At 41.9% G+C, this 21,756-nt stretch carries 18 protein-coding genes and 1 pseudogene; 9 read left to right on the forward strand and 10 right to left on the reverse strand.

Going from position 1 to position 21,756, the window contains the following annotated elements; all coding sequences use genetic code 11:
* The first annotated feature begins 567 nt into the window (after window positions 1-567).
* Window positions 568-720: a hypothetical protein gene (locus ACKTT2_RS29505; protein ID WP_407893367.1), complete on the forward strand. Its 153-nt coding sequence runs from the start codon at window positions 568-570 to the stop codon at window positions 718-720.
* 229 nt (window positions 721-949) lie between these two features.
* Window positions 950-1,351 (forward strand): hypothetical protein, encoded by a 402-nt coding sequence (locus ACKTT2_RS29510; protein ID WP_407893369.1) that lies wholly within the window; start codon window positions 950-952, stop codon window positions 1,349-1,351.
* 86 nt (window positions 1,352-1,437) lie between these two features.
* Here ACKTT2_RS29510 and ACKTT2_RS29515 read toward each other — a convergent pair whose 3' ends face one another.
* Window positions 1,438-2,142, reverse strand: coding sequence for an effector-associated domain EAD1-containing protein (locus tag ACKTT2_RS29515; RefSeq protein ID WP_407893371.1), 705 nt, complete (start codon window positions 2,140-2,142; stop codon window positions 1,438-1,440).
* A 91-nt stretch (window positions 2,143-2,233) separates the two neighbouring features.
* On the reverse strand, window positions 2,234-2,410 hold the full coding sequence (locus ACKTT2_RS29520; protein ID WP_407893373.1) for a hypothetical protein: 177 nt from the start codon (window positions 2,408-2,410) through the stop codon (window positions 2,234-2,236).
* 309 nt (window positions 2,411-2,719) lie between these two features.
* On the opposite strand from ACKTT2_RS29520, the gene ACKTT2_RS29525 reads away from it, so the two are divergent.
* Window positions 2,720-3,181, forward strand: a complete 462-nt coding sequence (locus ACKTT2_RS29525; RefSeq protein WP_407893375.1) for a hypothetical protein — start codon at window positions 2,720-2,722, stop codon at window positions 3,179-3,181.
* Between the two features lie 365 nt (window positions 3,182-3,546).
* Here the strand turns inward: ACKTT2_RS29525 and ACKTT2_RS29530 are convergent, their stop codons facing one another.
* Window positions 3,547-3,879: a hypothetical protein gene (locus tag ACKTT2_RS29530; RefSeq protein WP_407893377.1), complete on the reverse strand. Its 333-nt coding sequence runs from the start codon at window positions 3,877-3,879 to the stop codon at window positions 3,547-3,549.
* Window positions 3,880-3,959: 80 nt separating this feature from the next.
* Entirely contained in the window at window positions 3,960-6,974 is a 3,015-nt protein-coding gene (locus ACKTT2_RS29535; RefSeq protein WP_407893379.1) for a methyl-accepting chemotaxis protein, read from the reverse strand.
* A 778-nt stretch (window positions 6,975-7,752) separates the two neighbouring features.
* Between ACKTT2_RS29535 and ACKTT2_RS29540 the strand changes: the two genes are divergently transcribed.
* Complete coding sequence (locus ACKTT2_RS29540; protein ID WP_407893381.1) at window positions 7,753-8,496, forward strand: aldo/keto reductase; 744 nt, start codon at window positions 7,753-7,755, stop codon at window positions 8,494-8,496.
* Window positions 8,497-8,633: 137 nt separating this feature from the next.
* Here ACKTT2_RS29540 and ACKTT2_RS29545 read toward each other — a convergent pair whose 3' ends face one another.
* On the reverse strand, window positions 8,634-9,215 hold the full coding sequence (locus tag ACKTT2_RS29545) for a hypothetical protein (RefSeq protein WP_407893383.1): 582 nt from the start codon (window positions 9,213-9,215) through the stop codon (window positions 8,634-8,636).
* Window positions 9,216-9,421: 206 nt separating this feature from the next.
* Here ACKTT2_RS29545 and ACKTT2_RS29550 point away from each other — a divergent pair.
* A pseudogene (locus tag ACKTT2_RS29550) lies at window positions 9,422-9,469 on the forward strand (hypothetical protein); the annotation flags it as partial.
* A gap of 87 nt (window positions 9,470-9,556) precedes the next feature.
* Window positions 9,557-10,420 (forward strand): CHAT domain-containing protein, encoded by an 864-nt coding sequence (locus ACKTT2_RS29555; protein WP_407893385.1) that lies wholly within the window; start codon window positions 9,557-9,559, stop codon window positions 10,418-10,420.
* Between the two features lie 1,066 nt (window positions 10,421-11,486).
* On the opposite strand, the gene ACKTT2_RS29560 is transcribed toward ACKTT2_RS29555, so the two are convergent.
* From ACKTT2_RS29560 to ACKTT2_RS29580, 5 genes are all read right to left on the reverse strand, one after another.
* The gene (locus ACKTT2_RS29560; RefSeq protein ID WP_407893387.1) at window positions 11,487-12,509 is read right to left on the reverse strand and encodes a DUF8225 domain-containing protein; all 1,023 of its coding nucleotides are present in this window, start codon (window positions 12,507-12,509) and stop codon (window positions 11,487-11,489) included.
* 584 nt (window positions 12,510-13,093) lie between these two features.
* The gene (locus tag ACKTT2_RS29565) at window positions 13,094-15,838 is read right to left on the reverse strand and encodes a zinc-dependent metalloprotease (RefSeq protein ID WP_407893389.1); all 2,745 of its coding nucleotides are present in this window, start codon (window positions 15,836-15,838) and stop codon (window positions 13,094-13,096) included.
* 382 nt (window positions 15,839-16,220) lie between these two features.
* A complete protein-coding gene (gene upp, locus ACKTT2_RS29570; RefSeq protein ID WP_407893391.1) occupies window positions 16,221-16,856 on the reverse strand; it encodes a uracil phosphoribosyltransferase in 636 nt (211 codons plus the stop codon).
* A 161-nt stretch (window positions 16,857-17,017) separates the two neighbouring features.
* Complete coding sequence (locus ACKTT2_RS29575; RefSeq protein WP_407893393.1) at window positions 17,018-18,277, reverse strand: URC4/urg3 family protein; 1,260 nt, start codon at window positions 18,275-18,277, stop codon at window positions 17,018-17,020.
* 97 nt (window positions 18,278-18,374) lie between these two features.
* Window positions 18,375-19,634 carry a GTP cyclohydrolase II gene (locus ACKTT2_RS29580; RefSeq protein ID WP_407893395.1) on the reverse strand — a complete coding sequence of 420 codons (1,260 nt, stop codon included), beginning with the start codon at window positions 19,632-19,634 and terminating at the stop codon, window positions 18,375-18,377.
* A gap of 344 nt (window positions 19,635-19,978) precedes the next feature.
* Here ACKTT2_RS29580 and ACKTT2_RS29585 point away from each other — a divergent pair, with 344 nt between their 5' ends.
* The 3 genes from ACKTT2_RS29585 to ACKTT2_RS29595 all read left to right on the forward strand — a co-directional run bounded on the left by ACKTT2_RS29585 (window position 19,979) and on the right by ACKTT2_RS29595 (window position 21,410).
* Window positions 19,979-20,449 carry a tetratricopeptide repeat protein gene (locus ACKTT2_RS29585; protein WP_407893397.1) on the forward strand — a complete coding sequence of 157 codons (471 nt, stop codon included), beginning with the start codon at window positions 19,979-19,981 and terminating at the stop codon, window positions 20,447-20,449.
* Window positions 20,450-20,575: 126 nt separating this feature from the next.
* On the forward strand, window positions 20,576-20,737 hold the full coding sequence (locus ACKTT2_RS29590) for a hypothetical protein (RefSeq protein WP_407893399.1): 162 nt from the start codon (window positions 20,576-20,578) through the stop codon (window positions 20,735-20,737).
* 76 nt (window positions 20,738-20,813) lie between these two features.
* Window positions 20,814-21,410 carry a Uma2 family endonuclease gene (locus ACKTT2_RS29595; protein ID WP_407893401.1) on the forward strand — a complete coding sequence of 199 codons (597 nt, stop codon included), beginning with the start codon at window positions 20,814-20,816 and terminating at the stop codon, window positions 21,408-21,410.
* The last annotated feature ends 346 nt before the right edge of the window (window positions 21,411-21,756 follow it).

Below are 21,756 nucleotides of genomic sequence, written 5' to 3' on the forward strand. Positions count from 1 at the left end.
CCCCTTTTAAAGGGGGGTTAGGGGGGATCTTGATACAATGGTAGACTTTACAAACATCTTCTAAGGGTTCTAGTAGATTTACATATCTTTACACAGTTTGTTTTTCTCATTTACTTACTTAAATAAGTTAGTAATTTAGCCAGCTTCAAGCAATTCTTCGGAATTTTGTAAATTTTTAATTGCTTTATTTGCTACTTCAATAACGTAAGTCTTTATTACTTTTTGACCTAACCCCAGGAAATTTCTTACCTAGTTTGAAAATAGGACTTATTATTTTATGTTTGTCACTCTTGCCGTCGGAAGCACTGCTGACTATATATGCATTAAAGGCTTGCTGTAAGTGGCAGGTGCGGTTAAATGATATTGGTACTTGCCGTTGCGGAATAATGGTTATCTATTCTGTAGTAGCTTATTAACTACTGCGAGGACAAATAGTCATGGGTGTATTTATTGTTGTATTGGTAGTAATTGTGTTGGTAGTACTATGGACTGCTGCAAGTCGAGGTAAGAACAGAGCTTCACGCAATCGAGGCAAAAACCGTTATCGTTCCGATGGTAACAGCAGCTATGACTATGGCAGTAGTAGCAGCTATGACTATGGTAGTAGTAGCAGCTATGATTCAAGCAGTAGTAGTCAAGACAATAGTAGTTGCGATAACAGCAGTAGCAGCTATGATTCAAGCAGTAGCAGCAGCTATGATTCAAGCAGTAGTACTTTGAGGACATGGTTCTAAAGTACAAGTTGAGTTTCCTAATGGTTCTTATAGATGGGTTAAACGCCATAGTCTCAAAGCACCGAACAGTTGAAGCGATCGTAGTGCCAATATCTAAGGTTCTATTTAACAGGGGTAACCTACAGAGTTAAACAAGCTTCCTGATATATGTTCTTAGGCTGGAATAAGTTAAGTGAATCCTCCTCCTTAAGAATATTTTTAACACACAGAAAAACATGACTAACCTCAGACACTTAGAACAGAGATTAGAGGAACTAAAACAAAGAATAAATCGAGACCGAGAAGAATATAAAAAAATTGTTAAAACTTATTATGAGTATCTAGATAGAAATAATGAGCTTTTTCCTCTCCATCGAGAGGAAAACAGAGAGAATTTTAAGAGAGATCTCATAGAGTATGACAAACTTGTTACCCATTGCCTCCGTGCTGATGATACCGAACTACTCTATACTTTTGGCATAAACCCTCTAGCTCTGAGGGAAGGTTTATTGAGATTAGCATCAAGCAATATGACATTGTATCGAGATGCTTTTCAAGTATCTATGAACAAGAGTCAGCATCCATTTGAGCGAATGTGCTATCTAATTTTAATGAATTCTTTTCAAAGTTTAATTTAACTTTACTTTATTTAAAGTATGTTAATTTGTATCTATAAATTTTATTTTTTATATTATAAATTCATCCAATTTAATTGCTAAAAATATTATTCATCATTCTTTGTTTGGGGATATATTTTATCTAATATATCATCAACTCTTTGCTCTCTAGTTATATCCATTTGCTCGGCACGATCTAAAGCACTACTAATAAATTCAAATAAATATTTAATTTCCATAAGAGATTGATCGTGCATTTTTTGAAGAGCTTCAATTTCTTTTGTTAGGCTTTCTTTGTCTAACTGTTTAACCTCCTCTTCAAAAGAGATATTACCGATTTTTTCAATAACGCTATTGGCTTTGTCTTTGAAATTTTTATCTCGTACCTCTAAATTTTTTAGAGGTGAAAAAATTTTCCTTCTTATATCAAGAATTTTGGCTTTTAAATTTTCAATTTCATTAACCAACTCATTCGCAGACGTAATATTGTGCCAGTCCGATACTCTTTGTTTCCCTAAAGTGTCACGAGCGAAAGAAGATGTAACCGGAGCCAACAGTTCTTGAGTAATAGCTTTTAAGCGTAAATTTCCGGGGTTTGAGATACACGCAGCGCGAGCTAGGTCAAGAAGCCATCCCTGAGCTTTTGCTATTTTTATTAATTGAAAGACAGTTTCTTGTAAATCATTGTCTCTTGCAATTGTGTCTAAACTCTTATCTAGCTCAAAAAATAACATTTGCTCGAACTGAGGTTTAGTAGGAAAAGCATCAATCAAGGCATTTTGTAGTTCTCTAAGCTGCTGACCAGATAGCATTACTGTTTTAAATATAAAATAGGCTGGATGAAAATTTTTGTTCTGAGTGCGCGTTCTGCCCACTCATTCCAATTTTAGGAAAAGGTTTTTTCTACTCCAAGCAATCATTATCCCATGCTACCAAAACTTCTTGCCACTCCTCATCGGTTTCGGGTGCTTTCCCTTTGATAAGCCCTATAAACCGGGTTAACCTCTTTGCCTTTTGTGCGTCTTCACCAAAAACCTCTACCAAATCGTGCTCGAAATCCGGATTGTAGCCTTTAGCCACAAGAGCAGCAACCTTCGGTATCGGTCATGTTCAAGTCGGTTCGTCAGTCATAGAGGTTTGCTTGCGATAAGCGAGCGATTACGGTGTTTGTACGCTTATTCCTAAATATGACTGCATAAGTCAATTTTACTGAACCCAATTAGAAAGTAAGCTGTTTTAACTCGCGTGTAACCTATAAGGCTTAGTTATAGAGTTAACTTGAGTTAATCAGTTTATGTACTTCTAAGCAGGTGTTTTAGAATGAAAACTCTTAATGCTTTGGTTAAGTTAACGATTTGTGTACTGTTGGTACTTACAACTACTTTCTTCGTGAATCTGCACCAAGTTAAAGCTGAATCTATAACGGATTGTCGCAAAATTGTGACAGGCACGTATCTCACGACAACAAACTCAGGTGACTTCGGTTCGTTTCGTGGGATTTCAACGTACACCCAAGATGGCAATCTTTTCTTCAGTGGCTCAAATCAAGGCGGCAGTTCGGCCAACCCACCCTACGGTATCATACAGGGTAGTTGGAAGTGTACCTCAGACACAGAGATTACTGGCACGGCAGTCAACTTCAATTACTCAACGGCGACATTCCCCGCCTCCATTGGTAGGAGTGATTTTCGTGCGGCATTCGATCCTAATGCTCAAACAGTGCAAGCAACAATCACAGTTCGTACCTTCGATCTAAACGCAAATCCGCTCGAAGATGATGCTCCGGTAACGGGAACGTTCACTTTTACGGGGCAGCGTGTAAAACCCGACGGAATCGATAAAACGGAATAATAAAGTAGCGATTCAGCTTACTGATTGGAGATTGAGTCCTTGATAGGGGTCATCGGATGCAGAAGAAGCAGCAGCGCTCGAGGGTCTAGATAGTGCTGAGTAGAGGGGTCGTAGTTTAAAGGTGAATAAATCTAAGCCCAAGGAAGACAGAGATTCTTCATTTGGTGCTAGACGAGGAAATAGGGATGGAGGATACCCCAAACGGTATTGAGTTGGTTGTGCGATAAGCTGAGTACAGCTTGCGCCGAAGCGATCGGTTCATTAACTTTTTCTGTATTTTAGGTAGATTTGCGGTCTGCCTTTTTTATTTGGTATGGGGGAGCGCGATCGCCCAGCTAAACCAATAATGTTTGCTGGACGGTATTTCAGGATTTGGATATCTTTTTTTTAAGCACTCTTCTCATCCATCTCCACTTGGTAAGTGCAATCATCTTTGAATTCAGCACCACCAAGAGCGATCGCAGTATCTCTATATCACCGTAGTTAAAGTATGTTTTTTCAACGCTTTCGACACTTCTATTTTCTAAGTCTTGGATTTTCTGTACTTCTATTGGGAGCCAGTGGAATGCTTGTGTACCAAGTTTCGCCATTAAGAGAACCAACCTTTCAGCCAAGTAGTGCAAATGCAGGTTCATTAGTGCCTTGGCTTCAAGGTGTAACAGAAGGGCATTGGTTGCTAGGAGCAAATCTAATGGCATTTCTATTATATACCAATCTCACGCTCCGATTTACTACAAGCTTTAAAAACCTGGTCAGAGGGGACCAAGTTTTTGCAATTTTATTCTATTGCCCCAATTTTGAACACACCCACAGACGCTTGCAACTGTTGCGCTACTTCTACAGTTTGTTGTAGAGATGCAGAAACTCGGCGAGAGGAATTGCAAGTGCGTTCAGAGACATTGGCAATCTTCTTCATTAAATGAGTAACGGCTTGAGAAGTCTGAGCCTGAGACACTGTAGCACTTGAAATTAATTGCACCAGCTGGTCAATTTGGCGAGACACATCTAAAATCTGCCCTAGACTCTTCTTAGTGTCTTTGACAAGATGGGTTCCTTCAACCACCTGAGTAGTTCCTAGTTCCATTGCCTTAAGCACTGAAGTGGTTTCTAGTTGGATGTTTTCAACAATTTGTTCAATTTCTTGAGTAGCTGCACCTGACTCCGCAGCCAGTTGAGCGACTGCTTCCGCCACCACTGCAAAGCCCTTACCTTCCTCACCTGCACGAGCTGCCTCAATACTAGCGTTGATTGCTAACATATTGGTTTGCAGGGCAATTTGGTTAATTAGTGAAACAACCTTGGAAATTTGTTGAGAAGACTCGCCCAGATGCTTCATCTTTGTTGCTGTTGCTACAACCGTTTCCTGCAAATTTAAGATGCTTTGTACTGTGGAGTCCATTGCTACCCCTCCAGCTTCTGCGGTGGTAGAAGCAGTGCGAGCCACAACTGCTGCTTGGCGTGCACTATCTGCCACGGCTTGAATTGAAAGCGTCATCTGCTCTACCGAATCAAGGGTGAAATTAATTTCCCCGGCCTGTTTGAGCGCTTCATCAGCAAGTTGACGAATTGCACCTTCATTTTCCCCAACTGAAATGTTGACTTGGATAGCGGCTTTTTTCACACTCGTCACAATTTCCCGCAGGCTTTCAATGATGGTATTAAAAAAGTCGGCAACTATGCCGATTTCACCAGATGAAACTTCAGTACTAATCGTTAGGTTGCCTTTGGATACTTCTGCAACATCACTGAGCAGTTCTACCACCTGACGCTGGATGGCTTCTTTTTGTTGACGTTGCTCTTGAGAAGCAATTTCAGCTGCTTGTTGCGCTTGTTCTCTCTGTTCTAAGAGAGTTGCTTGGTCTAGGGCAAAGCCAACTTGAATCGCCACCTGCTTGAAGAAATTGATTTTTGACATATCCCAAGTACGCAGTTCAGAACTCTGATGGGCTACCAACAAGCCCAAAAGCTTGTCTTCTGCCAAAATCGGTGCTACCAAATTCCCCTTGTCTTCAAATGGTTCTAATTGGTTGAGGTAACTTTCGGTCAGACTAGCTTCGTCAATGTTCTCGATGTCTTTGACACGACCTTTCTGATACTTCTCAATATACTCTTGAGCAAAACAGGGGTCAGCAATGTTTGTTCCTAGGTCTACAGTCCGATCGCTACTCACTGATTCGGCAAAGATGTGCCCTTGCCAATTCTCATCGAAGAGATAGACTACCACTCGATCTGCTTGCAAAGCGGATCGGACTTCTGTCACGGTTGTAGTGAAGATGTAATCTTTGTTTAGAGATTCTCGGATGCGAGAGGTGATTGTATTTAGTAACCGTGCTTGGTTAGCTTCAGCTTCTTGGCGACGAACCTGTTGTGCCAAGGTTGTTTCAGAAACCGCAATGTTATTAGCCATTTTATTAAAAGTGACAGCTAACTGACCCACCTCATCTAGGGAGAGAACCTCGGCTCGCGCTTGGCGATTGCCTTCGGCAAATTCCTGATGGGCTTGCTCTAGCTTCTTAATAGGTTTAATAATTGTTTGCCTAAGAATGAGCACCCAGATACTAGACACCGTTAACGCCAGGAGTAATATGACCCCTTCTTGCCATATTTTTTGGTTAAGCAAGTTGTTGAGAGTAGTTTCTGGGGTTCCCCGTACCAGAATAGTAACGGGCAAACCACTAAAAACAGGAACAGGACCACTACGATCTTGAATAATGACATTAGGAATTGCTTTAGCGCTCATGGTATAAGTTTGGGTTCCTACGACCATCCGTCCGGTCACGATTTGTCCTGCAGGAGCTGCTACTGCTGCTGTAACTAGAGATGTATCGCTCAAGGGTACGTAGGGTTTAGCTTGCTCTAGATCCGTAGTTTCGCCTTGGTCTAAAGAGGTAGCCAGGGTGAGTTCTCCTGTGGGTTTGCGAAAATAAATGCCACTGTAGCCGCCGTTGAAATCTTTCAAGATTCCTGCCATAATTGGCAAGTTGCCATTGACAATTTCCCTGGAGACCAAGACTGCAAGTACTTTGGTTTTACCTGGAGTGCGAATGGGCGTGAGCGTGTAACGCATTAGGAAATCTTGATAAGCACTCCTCGGTCGAGGAGACTCTTTAGCCAATTCAGCCGAGCTTACAACTGCATTGGCTTTAATTTGCTTACCATCAGTAAAAACCTTACGAACCAAGTTGTTAGGATTGAAAGTCTCCCCTTCTCGATTAGCGTTAGCATTGACAATAATCCTAAAATCCCTCCCTACCAGGGTGACATATTCAATTTTCCGGGCATTGATTTCGTTTTGCAGAATGTGCTTAACTTGCTCTTTTAAAGTAGGGGTAATGGTGTACCTTTTTGCATAAACTTTAGCAGCGTTAACGATCGCAAGATTATCTGACTGACTCCGGAAGCCAAGTCCTGTTTGATTGACTTTGAGGTTAATATTAGTCTCAGTGACAGTGACCTCTGATTTGGCTCGATCCTGCAACTGTGTTAGCAACTTCGAGGTGATAACCCACCTCACCCCTATACAGATTCCTGCCATAGTGACAAGTTGAGCGGCAATTAAAGCAATCAGCAGCTTGTGACTAACAGGGAAGTTACAAAACCATTGTATGAAAAAGGGGTTGCGTTTCTGGGAAGGAGCAAGGCTGGATAATGGTTGTACCTCTGGGTGAGTGTGCGAAGTGCTCCCCTGCGGCACCATAACAGTATCAGTCGTTAACTCGGGTAAGGTGGTCTGTGGGCGAATGAGACTATTTTGACTTTTGTCGGATCTTACTGATTTTTTTTGAGTAGTCATAAAATAAGTGCTTCAAAGCAATAATGAATTGTAAAAGTCAATTGTAAAACTCGCGCATTTCAGTGGTAGAGCCTAACCTGGTTTTATGACTCTCACCAGAGAAAATCATCTGTGCTTTTAAAATATCAATTTCAGCACTTCTATTCAATATCTTTCACACTAAAATTTTTTCTACTTTTCTTACTTTTCTTTAGCTCTATGCATATTTGAAGTTGGCTCTGGAACGAACTTTAAGCGGAAAAAATTTATTCATCTATCCTGAGTTACTTAAATTAGCTGAAGTTCTCAGTCAATTACTGTACGTTTGCTCCTAACAGTCAGGGTGAGAGGGATTAATGCCTGACAGAGTAAGGAAAAACCTTCATTAGGATGAGATTGTGCTGATACCGTGTAATACGTGGGAAAAAGTGGAGGGCTAGTCCTACCGCCAGGGGATTTTTGTTTGTGTTTGGTGACAGTCCTCGCTCGTGATGCACGAAGACGTGCCGAAGAGCGATAAAGAAGCGATTACGGAGTACATCCGGATCGCACTCCATCCCCCAAAACCGCCACAAAGTACACTGGGGGGTACTGTCAAACTCAAGTGTAGCTTTTGCAGAATAGAGCAATGTGCTTATTATTACAAATAAAGTTCAAACCCCACGCGGGTGCAACCTAATATATATTTATGACGTTCTGCTAATATATATAGTGGAATAAAAAGTACAGTTGATAGTGCAACTCGCAACACTCTTCAGGACAAAAAGCAAGCATTCTCGGTTTAGCAGGACAGCAGCAGATGGACACTGAAACTGTTGCAGTAGCCTTTGAGGCTCTCATCAATTACTTCTTTTTTTACAATTTGGATTATGAAAACTTTTTGGATGGACTAAAACTCCTCCTAACAGCAAAGCGCGAACAAGTCTTGGTTGCCACAGGAAGTGAAAACCGAGATATTAGCTCTTTAGATCGTTACCTCAACTGGGTGCGTCATCGCCTCAATGTTGATGGAGTGGATGTGTTTTTTATCGAATATGTCTCTCCTGATGATGACATGAACCAAGTTCGAGCGATACTTGATGAATTGCACTCACAGAAAGAAAAAGGACTGATTCGCTACGTAGGAGTCACCACCCACAACCGATCTATTGCCCTAGAAATCATTGAACGCGGTCAATGTGATGTACTCATGCACCGCTACAATATGGCACATCGCAAAGCTGAAGAGGATGTTTTACCAAGCGCTCAAAAAGCTAACATTCCTTTGGTGGCATTCACTTGCACCCGTTGGGGGTCGCTGCTAAAAGGTCATCCTAACTGGCACTTTGAACCACCCACAGCAGCAGATTGTTACCGTTATGTGCTCAGCCATCCGGCAGTCCATCTAGCACTCACTGCTCCAAAAACCAGACAGCAATTGGCTCAAAACTTATCCGTCCTCCATGCGTCCCCACTCTCCCCACAAGAAACAGCCCATTGGCAGGAATACGGGGATTTGATTTACGGAACCGGACAAGATGCGTTTGATACCCAATGGGTTTGAGAGGTGCAACGGTTCGAGGTGCGATAAGCTGGGTACAGCTTGCGCTGCGCGATCGGCAATACTGGTCATGGTGGACAACAGCGATAAGCGAGCGATTACGGCGCTTACTGCCGTATCGCATCACCATACGGAATTCTCTACAAACTTTGTCGCTTTGTTGTGACAGTGAACTGTAGCTGACGTTGCACGAGGTCTTGTATATGAACGATTAGGCTTGAAACGGCATCTTCAGGAGGCAGTTGGGTCGTACTGACAATCGGCAAAGCGAGTGCCGAGGCTTGACCACGGAGATAAGCCGCCCAACAGTCCATCTCGGCATTCGCGAGTTCTGGTTGGGCGCGAGGTCCCTGTAGGCGAGCATTACGCTCGGCGTGGCTACAGTCAATTAGGACAATCTGCGTGAGGTATGCACCTAAGCACTCAAACGCTACTCGGACATCACTCGGTCTTACCTGTGCATCAAGCACTGCCACCTGAACCGAGTCCTCATTGCATAGCAACAGACTTATCCAATGGTTAAGAGCAGCGACCTGCCACTGTCTGGGACTGCCGAAGCGACTTGTCATCTCCTCATGCGATGGGACACCAATGGAGTCGAAGTAGTAGCAACCTACACCAGGAATACCGAGAACTTCCACCCCGCGTACCAGCGTGGTTTTCCCAGCGCCGGATGCACCTGTGACTACAAGCAATGCTGGTTGGCTGCTCCGCAATGTCATTCTCCTAAATCCAGTGAATTTACAAACTGTAACACGTCAACAGCGATCGCACCTCATATTGTGCTTATTGTTATAAATCAGGACTTACGCAACTGGCACAGGCGAGCGCTCAATTTTAGTACTTGCGTACCAGCATAAATGACGCAACTGGTACAGGGCGATCGCTCTGTAGTAGTACATTTGTGTGCTGAGAAAGAATTTTAGCGATCGCGCAAGCTGAGGGATGGCTTGTTGAGCTAGTTCGGGCTGCACGTAAAGAAAATCCTGGAAATTCGCAGTTGAATGCGATCGCAACTGAATTGTTAACTCCGGAGATACCTTCATCGGAAGCTCCTGTTATATTGCCTAATGTTGCCCGCGAGTCAAATCAAGAGCCACAGAAAATTTTAGTTTTAGCAGCAATTCCTAACGGATTGCGTTTGGATAAAGAAATTCGGGAGATAGTTGAAGCCATTAAACGAGCAGTAAAACGAGATTCATTTGACATTAAGATTATAACCGCCGTACAACCAAGAGATATTCGTCGTGCAATCGCAGAGGAGCGCCCCTCCATCGTTCATTTTTGCGGACACGGGTTAGAAGATGGTAGTCTGCTTTTAGAAGATGAGAGTGGAAACCATAAACCTGTATCCCCTAGAGGATTGGTATCATTATTTAGGCTGCACGCTGAGCGTGTGAAATGTGTACTACTGAATGCCTGTTATTCTTCTAGTGCAGCAGAGGCAATTGGTCAACACGTTAATTATGTAATTGGTATGAATCAGCCAATTCAAGATAGAGCAGCAATTGTCTTTGCTCAAGGATTTTATGATGGGCTGGGTTATGACAATATTGATAAATTAGATGTAATTCAAAGAGCTTTCGATGAGGGGATCGTTGCTATAGAACTAGAAAACCTTTTACAGGGTATAATACCTTCAATGTGGAAGTTGGGTATTGCTCAAAAAAAGATAGAATCAACAAATCAAAACGAGGATGAAAGTTCTAATCTCCGCGACTACACCCGAATACAACAAACTGATGACCTGTCGAGCGATCGCAATGTAGACTACACCCAACTCCGCAACTTGCTGAGTAGTGGAAATTGGAAAGACGCCGATTATGAAACCTATTCGATCCTGCTCAAAGTTATGGGTTGTGAGGAAGGTGACTGGATTAGCGATAAAGAACTGTTGAATTTTCCCCAAACTTTCTGCAATATTTAAACCTTGCGAGATCGAAGGTGTATTACCACCGATTAAATTGGCGTTAAGAAAGAAAGTATTAGGAATTTGAACATCAGCAAAAGGTCCGGGTGTAGGAGTACTGGCAAAAGGATGTAAGTTTCCTACTTCTTGATTGCTACTGATTAAATTAAATTCAGTAGTTTCAAAGAGAGGACGTAAAAGGCGTTTTCCTTGAATAACTTGTTGACTACCATCAGGATTTACTATTGGGCTACCATCATTATTGCGAGTAATACCTTCCTCAATTCTTTTTTCATTAAATTGATTAATTGCGGGAAGAATGAAGTTAGTTTCTAACCTCTCAGCACCGTTTAAATTTTGAGCAATTCTAGGATTAGTACCTGTCTGCCAATCTAATCTTAAGTAATTAGCGTTAAATGCAAATGAATGCCAATTATTCCATGGGAAAGCCAGTTCTTTCATGACTGGCGCACCATTAATATGACATTGCAAGCAAGTTCCGCTTCGTTGAGCGGATTGTAGTAAATCGGCTTGAACGCTGGAGTTGCGGAATTTCCAAGATAACCTTCCTGGCGTTCCTTGTTGGTCGAGCTTGTAGTAGTTGTAACGACCTCGTTGACTATCCCAACCTAAAGCTTCAATCGATTGTACGTCTGGGAAGTTCTCGGAGTTAAAAAACACGGAGAGCATAACATTTCGCTCTAGCTCTTCTCCTTGATTGTTACCAGAAAAGGTTAGTACGGCTCTTCTACTAGCTGGTTGACTGTCCACTATTGGACGAGTATCGACAATAGTTTCATCGACAACGAAAGTTCGCTCTTGTCCTTGTTGACCTTTAATTAAATTTTCTATTTCAGCTAGATTTGTAACATCTGCACGCTCTTTCAGAACAAGATTAAAGAGTGGATCTCCCAGAGAACTGAAGGTACTTGAAGCAATTTGCTGTACTCTTGCCCCATCTCTACTTTGTTCTTGCGCTAGAGCAACTGGTGCAGCTTGAGCAAAGGCTACCTTTGTAAAGATGAAAAAACAAAATACGAATGCGATCGCTGTTGTGATAAATTTACGCATTATTCTTAGGCTCCTAAACTTGACCAATTAACCGTGAAGACTCTTCTCCAGTTGCTGCCCAATCGGGAAGCACTGATTCTGGCGCTGCAATGACAGATGCTCCAACTGTTAACTGTGCTGCTACTTGTGCTCCAGTAGTAATAGTTGTGTTTTCAATCGTGACCCCTTTAGTAACATCGAGGACAGCACGGCGACCATTACGACTGATAACCCAAGCACCTTGATTTTCATTCGGATTATTGATATCGATTTCCTGACCGTTGATTTTCCAAATACCCTCTAACCTGGACATCTTGATGCCTACTGGATCTTCCAAGCTCAAACCGCGATCGCTACGGGCTAAATTCTGAGATGCTTGGCAAATAGCCGGATCTGAGTTGCGTCCGGGAACGCAAGCAGTTTGACCGCAAATTGCTGATGCGGGAATGTCAAATCGAGAGATTGAACAAGGTTCTACTAAGCCGAATAGTGCTGCTACTGTATTATTCGTTTGAGTTAGGCAAAGAATTCCCTTCTGTCCGTTGTTCCAAGGATTTTGTTGCAACTGTCGGCGAAATTGCTCTGCACGTCTTCGTGGTGAAGCAGATAGAGGATCGAATCCCAGACCAAATAACTCTTCAAGTGTGGGATTTGCTTCTGGAATCGTATCTTGAATTCCTGCTATCAAGGCATCAACACTGACTTGAGCTAGAGCTTCGTAATACTCAGGAAACTCTGTGGTAAAAGTAACTCGCGTTACCTTTCCATCCTGAATCTCGGTCTGCCATTCAACGTATTCGTCCTGCAGATTAAAGCGATCGCTATCAATCGCTTCAAATGGTCTATTTGCAAGTTTGGGAAATGCAATCCAATTTATTGTTTCAGCTTGAAGCCCTGTTTCGTTTGTCAGTCCCTCAAATGCTTCTAGTAATGTAAAAGCAGAATTCAGCCTGAAAGCAGACCGCTTGTAGAAGCGATCGATGTCAGTTCTATATATTTCTAGGGCATTTTGAAGTTTAAGAAAATCTGAACCTGTTGGATCTGTGTATGCAAACATCTTAGATATATGTCAAATTTGATACGATAAGACAGTGACCAGTGACCAATTAGTTCCCTACTTTTAAGTATCTACTGTGTACACGTTGACAACTTACAAATTGAGGTTTGAGCGTTGTTTTTACCCCACCCTAACCCTCCCCTTGGTAAGGGGAGGGAACTAGATGTTCGATTTCCTTATCCTCAGGAGGGAACTGGATGTTTGATTTCCTTATCCTCAGCAGGGAACTGGATGTTCGATTTCCTTATCCTCAGCAGGGAACTGGATATTCGATTTCCCCCCTTTCCAAGGGGGGACTAAGGGGGGTAATTCTAACTTGTGTGGACACTGTAGACTTTTAAATATGAGAATTGGAATTATGAATCAATTTTCTATCAGGAAAAATACGTAGATACCATGTCTGCTTGCATCTAAGTCTAGCTCAAAAAAACTGTTTGTTTTGTTACTTTTTGTATAAAGGTTTTGCTGAATTTGTCATAAACTATATACAGAACGAGCGATCGGCATTCCGCAGAAAATGTAAAAACTTAATGGCGGGCAGGATGCTCGCACCACAAGATAGATAATTTATTTCTTGGAAAACCTTAATAAGACAGCAATCTTGCATTGAGTGCTTTATGAATGCGATCGCTAGTTTCTTCTAAATGAGCCAGGGTGTAAATATCAAGCTTTTCACCTTGTTGCTGCAAACTAACTTCAACAGCTTTCTGTAGTTGGCGCAATTGATACCAAGCGATTGTACGACCATCTTCAGGGACATTTACAGTTCGCAATACCATTGCTAACAATACATTAAGATGTTCCCGTTGTAACGAACGGCGGATGCTAGAAATTGGTTTCACTTCGCTTGCATTGAACACTTCTGTCCAAATGCCATTTTGTAATGTATCGAACAATTCCGGTATTGTTAAGACTTGGCTGGGCGGAGATTTCAATTCGATATCGCGCAATCGATTGAGACGTTCGCCATCTAAGAGCGATCGCAAGACTCCACTTTGGAAACGCAAAATACGTTCGTGGATTGGATAATCAAGACGCGAAACAGGGATGGGATTTCCCCAATGTTGCCAACGCGATGGTGCAAGCTGATTGAGAAGTTGCGGTGAGAAATTGAAAGCCTCTCCTGCAAATACATATTTCTGCAATTTTGTCAATGCATGACGCTCTTTTTCCAAAGAAACGGGTACAAACGTCCATTTGATATTGCCACTTGCATGATGACGCCCAAAAGATTGCCCGCCAATATACTGGGTTAATAACGTAGCATTGCGAAAATAATACTTGAGAACCTTATTAAACAACACGCGCAAGTCACTGTAACTCTCTCCTTGCAATGGATAACGCCGATCTAGACGTTGTAACATTAAACGAGCATTGTCCATTTGCCATTGAGAATAAAGCAGAGCATCATTACTCATATCCCAAACATTTGCTAGAGGATTGATATCCCAAATATCCTCATCAGTGGCATAAGACAATTCTGGTTGAGGCGACGCCACAGCAATTTGCTCCAAAAAAGCTTTTTCAGCAAAAGGAGTTGCTGCTTCAGAAATTAAATCTGGAGATTTTCTATAACCGTACTTAATTGCCCATTCATCGTAAGGACCAATAACTGCCGGAAAATAATCACCTTGTTCCGTTCCTTGAGGTGCTATGTTTACAGGCAGGTAATCCATCACCGAACCAACCAGACCTTTAGTATGAGTGACTTCAGTATTATTTAATTCTTCAGGAGGTAACATTGTGCTACCCTGAAAGTTATGGCGCAAACCAAGAGTATGACCGACTTCATGAGCAATGAGCGATCGCACATATTGATGCACGTAGTTTTGCATTTGGTCGCTATTCGGAACGGTGTTTTGTACGAGTGACAGTGCTAACGCCCCCATAGATGCTTGAAAAGAGGATTCTATCCCGTAGCAAACGTCATCTCTGAAGTTTGCAACGTAACCAGCCCTGTTTTCCAAGGCAGTTTGGGGTGACTTGTGACAAGAAAAATCTTCAAGCTGGGAAATAGAACCATTAGCAAAAGATGTATTTGCTTCCATCAAAGTACGGTATTCTTGCTGAATAGAACGCACCATACTTGCATCGACAATGATATCTGCATCCAATATTTCGCCAGTAAATGGATTCACTCGCACTGGTCCTCTAGCAAAACCTGCATCTAGAGAATTAAACCAGCGAATGGTGTTGTAGCGTACATCGGCTGGATGCCACTCAGCATCATCTGGCATTTGCCATACTTCAAGAGCATTTTGGAATCCAGCTTTTTCAAAAGCTTTGTTCCACATGAGAATGCCTTCAGCAATCGCATCGCGATATTCCAAAGGGACTGCATTTTCAATCCAAAATACAATTGGCTTTTTCGGTGGGGAGATTTGAGTGTTACTATCGGATGGTTCGAGATGCCAACGATTGATGTAACGGACAAACATCTCTTTCCCTTGATGTCTGGAGAAGTTTTGGAAAGCAGTTATAAAATATCCTACTCGATCGTCTGCTAGTCTGGGGACATAACCGTTATTTTCAGGTAGTTGCGAAAAACTATAATGTACTTTCAAACTCAGTGCTCTACTGTCAGGTACGGTAACTAAATATGCACCTTCAGGCGATGAAAAACCATAAATAGACTCAATCTCTACGTTTTCAGGAAAGCTGTTAATATTGCCAAAATAAGACTTATGTTCATCCAAATGATAATCCGCTTGCAAAGAATATTTCAATAAAGAAGTTAAGCCAGGAAAATCCTGCATAAGGAAGTCGTTTAAACTAACAAGAATATTTTTACTGTATGGGTCGATACAAACTATTTGAAGCGAGTAAAGAACTGAATCGCTGAAAGAACGAGCAAGCGATCGCAATTCTGGTTCATTTGATTCTGTGCGGAATTTAACATTCCGAATCACAAAATGTAAATTGTTGTTTATGTGACGGAAGTAAAAGAGAAAATCCTGTAAAGGTAACCCACTATAAATACCGCTTTCTCCGATGCCAGATTCTAGCGTGACGACACCCAAGAAATTTTTATCTAGCTGTTCGGGTTTAATTTCCAAATATATTCGTTCGGACTCTAGATGGCGATACAGGGTAAAGAGACCGTTTATCTTATCTGTATTCTTAACTATCTCGTGATATCGTCGAAAATCTTCTATTTTGACCTCTTTAACCGGATTGTCAGTATTAGCTAACTTGTCAACAACTGGTATTGTATTGATTGACTGCATATAAACACCAGAAAGTTGGTTAGCCTCTGCATAGTTCCCCTCTAACAATATGCTGCACAATAACAAGATACAGATTACCGTTCTTTTAATCCAGTCTCTCATCCTTTCGCTTCCCTTAACACAGCAGCCTTGATGTTTTGCAGCTGCTTAAATATTAATAGAGTAGCTGTTTTTATTTATTTCAGGTAGTAGTAATTTTACTAAAATTGCTGATAGCTAAGTAAGTCAGCACAATTAAAGTTAACTAGTGAGGATCGTCGTTAGTCATTCGTCATTGGTAGGGGCGCGGCGACCTTGCGCCCTTACATCTTTTTCAGAAATGTCTTATGGTGGATAAGGGTTAAGGGACTTCCAAATAAAAAAATAACCAACTTTTTCTTGTGGGACGGGCTTCTAGCCCGTCATTAATAAAGAACGGGCTAGAAGCCCGTCCCACAAGATGGATAATTTATTTCTTGGACATCCCTAATAGCTCAAAAGAAAGCTACTTTGTTCCAAATAACCTATCTCCTGCATCTCCCAAGCCTGGTATGATGTACCCGTTCTCATCAAGATACTCATCTACAGCTACAGTATAAATAGGTACATCTGGATGATACTCTGTAAAATGCTTTAGACCTTCCGGTGCAGCAAGTATGCAAATAAACTTAATAGATAATGGATTGGTTGATTTTATTCGTTCCACAGCTGCCACTGCTGTGTTACCAGTAGCCAACATCGGATCGATAACCAACACATCTCGTTTGTCCACATCTTGAGGAACCTTAAAATAGTACTCAATAGGAATTAAGGTTTTGGGGTCGCGATACAATCCGATATGCCCAACTCTTGCAGTGGGTATCAGTTCTAACATTCCGTCTAAAATTCCTTGACCTGCGCGTTGGATAGAAATAATCACCAATTTTTTTTCCGGCGCAAGGATTGGCGCATTCATCGGCGCTAGAGGTGTTTTAATAAATTCGTCCTTTAAAGGTAAATCGCGAGTGACTTCATAAGCTAGCAACAAGCTAATTTCTTTCAAAAGAGATCTAAATTTTGCCGTACTCGTTTCAGCTTTACGCATCAACGTTAGTTTGTGCTGAATTAATGGATGATTAATTATTGTGATTCGATCGTGCATATTAGGGATTGGGGATTAGGGATTGGGGATTGGGGATTGGGCATAGAATTTTGACCAATAGTTGTAAACCTAGTTACCGGTCACTGGTCAGGTGGTCACTGGTCAGGTGGTCACTGGTCAGGTGGTCACTGGTCAGGTGGTCACTGGTCAGGTGGTCACTGTTAAAACACCGTACCATCACTTTCTATTTGGATGGGAGGAATAGCACCTTTTCGGAGTTCGGCAGCAATTTTTCGTCCTGCTGTCCAAGTTCCACCTTGTAAAATTTTCACCAATGGCAATTCTTCAGCATTCATACCCAACTTTTCGCGAATCATGGCAGCAATGCAGTCTAAAAGTATTACAGTCAAAGCACGCCATTCTACGATCGCTTCTGAAGAAACTGGGTAAGGCTCGAGCAAAATATCTTGGTTTTTGACGTTTATCAGCCCTAAATCAAGGCATAACCCTCCATTGCGATATTCTGCCAATCCAGTTAGGGCATCCAAACCAGTTATTTCTAAACCGAGTTCTTCTAGAGGTTCTAACAAGGAATAGGTTAACCATTGGGACAATTTGTGAAATGGCACTAAACCATCATCAACGACATCTGGGTGAAACCAGACATCCCCCAAGTTAATTCCTGCAACTTCAATTCGTCCAGACCAGATATCACTCAATCCTTCTAGAACTGCACTCAATACTGTAGTTGCATCTAACTGATTATTACGAGTTTTTGTCATTAAGTATCTTACTAAATTACCCGGACGGGGATCTCGTTCTCCAAATACATCGGGTGAAGAAACTAAAGAACAACCTAATTTTTGTAATAACTTCAAACGCCCAGGAATTCCCACTAAGGGATTTTCCTTGCTAACGCCGAACCCTTGTGTTAATTCCTCTTCAGTTAATGCTTGTAAATGATCGGCATTCACTTGTAAAGGCGTTGTGCGACCATCGCTTGCAAACGTTCCCGCACAAAACATTTGAAAACTTGCAACAGCCAACCCTTCGGAACGTTTAAAACGAAGTTGCGTTTCTGGCTCGTTATAATACCAACTTTTTCCAGCTCCTGCATCCAGTAAAACACTGATAATGGCCAAATCAAACTTGGCAATAGCTTTCTCTAAAGGAGTGAGTCCTGCTAACCTCTCATCCAAAAATAACAGACGAGGTACGCCCCCTACCTCAAAATGTCGCCAACGGCTGTGAAAAGGAATTTCTAAATTCGGATATTCCTCCCGTATCACCTGAATCGTATAATCAGCTACTCGTTCTAATTGAGACAAATCGCAATTGAAGTGACGCGAGTTACCTTCAATAACTCGTTTGTATAACTGACCGCACCGTTCTCGAATAGCAGTAGGCGATCGCAGATAATCAACTAACTCCCTTTCATCCTTCCTTTGGGAACTCAACGCCTCTACAGTTTTTCTCTCCATTTTTTTCTTCCTGCGATACACCCTAAATTACTGGGATTGGGGATTGGGGACTAGGGATTGGAGAATTCCTACGCCCTAGTCCCGGTGTCCCTAGTCCCTAGCCTTCCAAAGAACGTCCTTGAACAGATGCCAAACCATCTGCATCTAATACCTCAGACGTGGTATAGTAGCCAGCTGCTTTTTTAGCTTCTATTTCGACTCGCGCATCTTGAGGAATCAACTCCTCTGGAATGGGAACCCGTTCCAATACCTCAATTCCGGCTTGAGTGATAGCGTTGTATTTCATATTACTCATTGACACCAAGCGATTGATACGAGTTACACCCAACCAATGCAACACATCCGGCATCAGTTCTTGAAACCGCATATCTTGAACGCCTGCCACACACTCAGTTCGACTGAAGTAGGCATCAGCGCGATCGCCGCCTTCTTGACGCTTGCGTGCATTGTATACCAGAAATTTTGTAACTTCTCCTAAAGCACGTCCTTCCTTTCGACAGTAAACAATGATACCAGCGCCACCTTCTTGTGCTGTTTGGATACAAACTTCTATTCCGTGGACTAAATAAGGACGACAAGTACAAATATCTGAACCAAATACGTCAGAACCATTGCATTCGTCGTGGACTCTAACTGTTAAAGGTTTATTGGGATCGTCAATTGCAGCCACATCTCCTACAATGTATACAGTAATACCTCCAATAGGTGGTAAAAAGACTTCCAGATCGGATCGAGTCACCAATTCGGGAAACATACCCCCCGTTTGTTCAAATAAAGCGCGTCGCAATTCTCCCTCTGAAATGTGGAAGCGCTTGGCAATCCCTGGTAAATACCAAACTGGCTCAATTGCTGCTTTGGTTACAACCAAATCGCCATTAGATTTCATTATTTTGCCATCAACTTGCAAGCGCCCATTAGAGACTGCTTCTTGTAGTTCTGGTATGTTGATATGAGCCTTAGTGATAGCAATCGTTGGACGTATATCATACCCCTGAGTGTAGTAGGACGCAAAAACATCACTAACATCTGCGCCAAATGGGTCAAGAGAGACAATTTTATCTGGATCGAACCAGCTTGGATGCGGTCCAATGTGCTCTACTGGAGATGTGTTAGTGAGATCTGCCCTGCGATCTGATTGAAGTGCTCCGCTTGCTACTGCTAATGCCCTGTACACCGCGTAACCACCAGAATGAGTTCCAATAACGTTACGGTGTGCTTGCTGGGTTAGGGTGGCTATTACCGGACCCCTTTGCATGGGATCGACTTCTCCCCACTCGATAGGAATTGGTTTGGGACCAAAGCGACTGGGATGGGAAGTGAGAACAATATGCCTGTAGATGCTGTTTTGCTTTGGCATAGTCGTTAGTTTTCGTGTTTTTGCGCTCAATTCTTAGCGATTAGCGAGCGATCGCAACTAGCAGCACATTCCAATTGAAAAAAATGTGGGATACTATTGACCAATCGCTATTCACTCTAAAGATTGAATTCGCCATTATATCGTATTGGAGACTACAGAAAAGCATGAAGGATAAAGGATAAAGGGGGAAAAACAGCTATTTCATGTAAAATTTTGGAGAATTTTACAAATTTCTTCAAAAAAATATTATTTTACACTTTATTCTTCTAGTAACTTCAAGGGTGACTAATTCGATAACAATGTGCGAAATTTGATCCAAAGCTACTATTACCGACCGCGAATTCATGGATTCTTTATTTATCAATTACTTACTTGAAGATTTGAAAAATTCTGATGAGACCGTTCGTGATGAGGCGACCAAAAAACTCTGGCGGATTTGGTTTCAGCAAAAGGGGATTCACGGGCTAGAAGTCATCGAACGCAGCCAACAGCTAGTGGACGCGGGAGAAATGAATCAAGCCGAAACAATTCTCACAGAACTCATTCACGATCAACCAGATTTTGCAGAGGCTTGGAATCGCCGTGGTTTTCTTTACTACATCAACGGTCAGTACCAAAAATCTTTATCAGACTGTCAGATGGTTGTTCAGATCAACCCCGTGCATTTTGGCGCACTTCATGGTATGGGCTTATGTTACGCCGCATTGGGGCAGTATTCTGAAGCGATTAGAGCATTTCGTCTTGCTTTGGAAATTCAGCCCTATTCCCAAGTCAATCAAAAATTGATTTTAGAATGTACGCTGAGATTGAGTTAGGGCATTAGGCATTGGGCATAGAATTTATGCCCGTTGCTCAACTAAATTATTTGTGTCCATCATGTACTGAATTTGTCGGGGCGCGATCGTTTGTCGTTCCCATTCTTCTTCGAGCCTAATTTTAATGTGGAAGTAAAACCAATTGAACTTAAAGGAGTAATGGCGAGCGATGAGAAAAATGAACGTTGGGATAAGGCTAGCGTTCATGCTTTTCGCGGAACCTATGGAGATTATTTGTTAAGTAAGATGTCTAAAGTGTTTCCGGAGTTACGTCAAACAGTTCTATAGCTTCAAAAATAAGTTAAGATGAAAAAATTGACATCCAAACTACTATTTCTAATCTAAAAATAGATTGCGAACTTAAATGACCCCAGCAGCGATCGCAACACTCAAAAAAGAATCGCCCCTTTTGTTTGAGGAACTGACTTGGAGAGAGTTCAAAGCAGTTGAGCAATTGTTAGACCGCCCAGGATATCGGCTTTCTTTCCTGGATGGTGTTTTGGAGATACGAAGAATGCCAGGAGAACCTCACGAAACTGTTAAGAAGAGAATTGCTGCATTGATAGAAGTGTATTTGCTCATGGCAGGGTTTGACTTTACTCCAACTGGCTCAATGACTTTAGAAAGTGAAGTGGGTGCTGTCAAGCGAGAGGCAGATGAATCATATAAACTTGCTCCAGGTCGATTGCGTCCCGATTTGGCGATCGAAGTTGTATTTACCAGTGGCGGTATCGACAAACTGGAGGCATACAAGCGACTGAAAATAAAAGAAGTATGGTTCTGGGAAGATGGTGTGTTAGAAATTTACCACTTGCGGGGTGAGGGCAACACACTTAACTATGAAAAAGTTTTTAGTAGTGAGGAGATAAAAGGGATCGATCTAGATTTGCTGTTGCGTTGCATCAATATGGTGAATCATGTGGATGCCATCAAAACCTTTCAGCAGGGACTCCAAAAATAGTTTGGATAGGTTATTCGCGCATCCTTAAATTATCTAAAATTGCACGCTCCTTGAGTAAGCGCCGACTATCATTATAGTGATATAGGAATCATAAATGATTGATAAAAAATTTTAAGTATTGTAGGTAGGGCTAAAGCCCACCATGTAAGGCTTTTGGTAGGCTTTAGCCCTACCTACCTACGTACATTTCAAAAATCAAATATGAGTCCTATAATATAAATTGTTGTTAAGTCTTGATTTTTTTATGACTTTCCAAGAGTTACAAATAGGTGATTATTTTCGTATACCTGGTATGAATTCTGCATTAGTATATAGAAAGGCAAACAGTTTTCAATGCAGTCATAGC

It is taken from the genome of Scytonema hankhaensis NUACC26 (assembly GCF_045865695.1).
In the GTDB taxonomy this organism is placed as follows: domain Bacteria; phylum Cyanobacteriota; class Cyanobacteriia; order Cyanobacteriales; family Nostocaceae; genus Scytonema.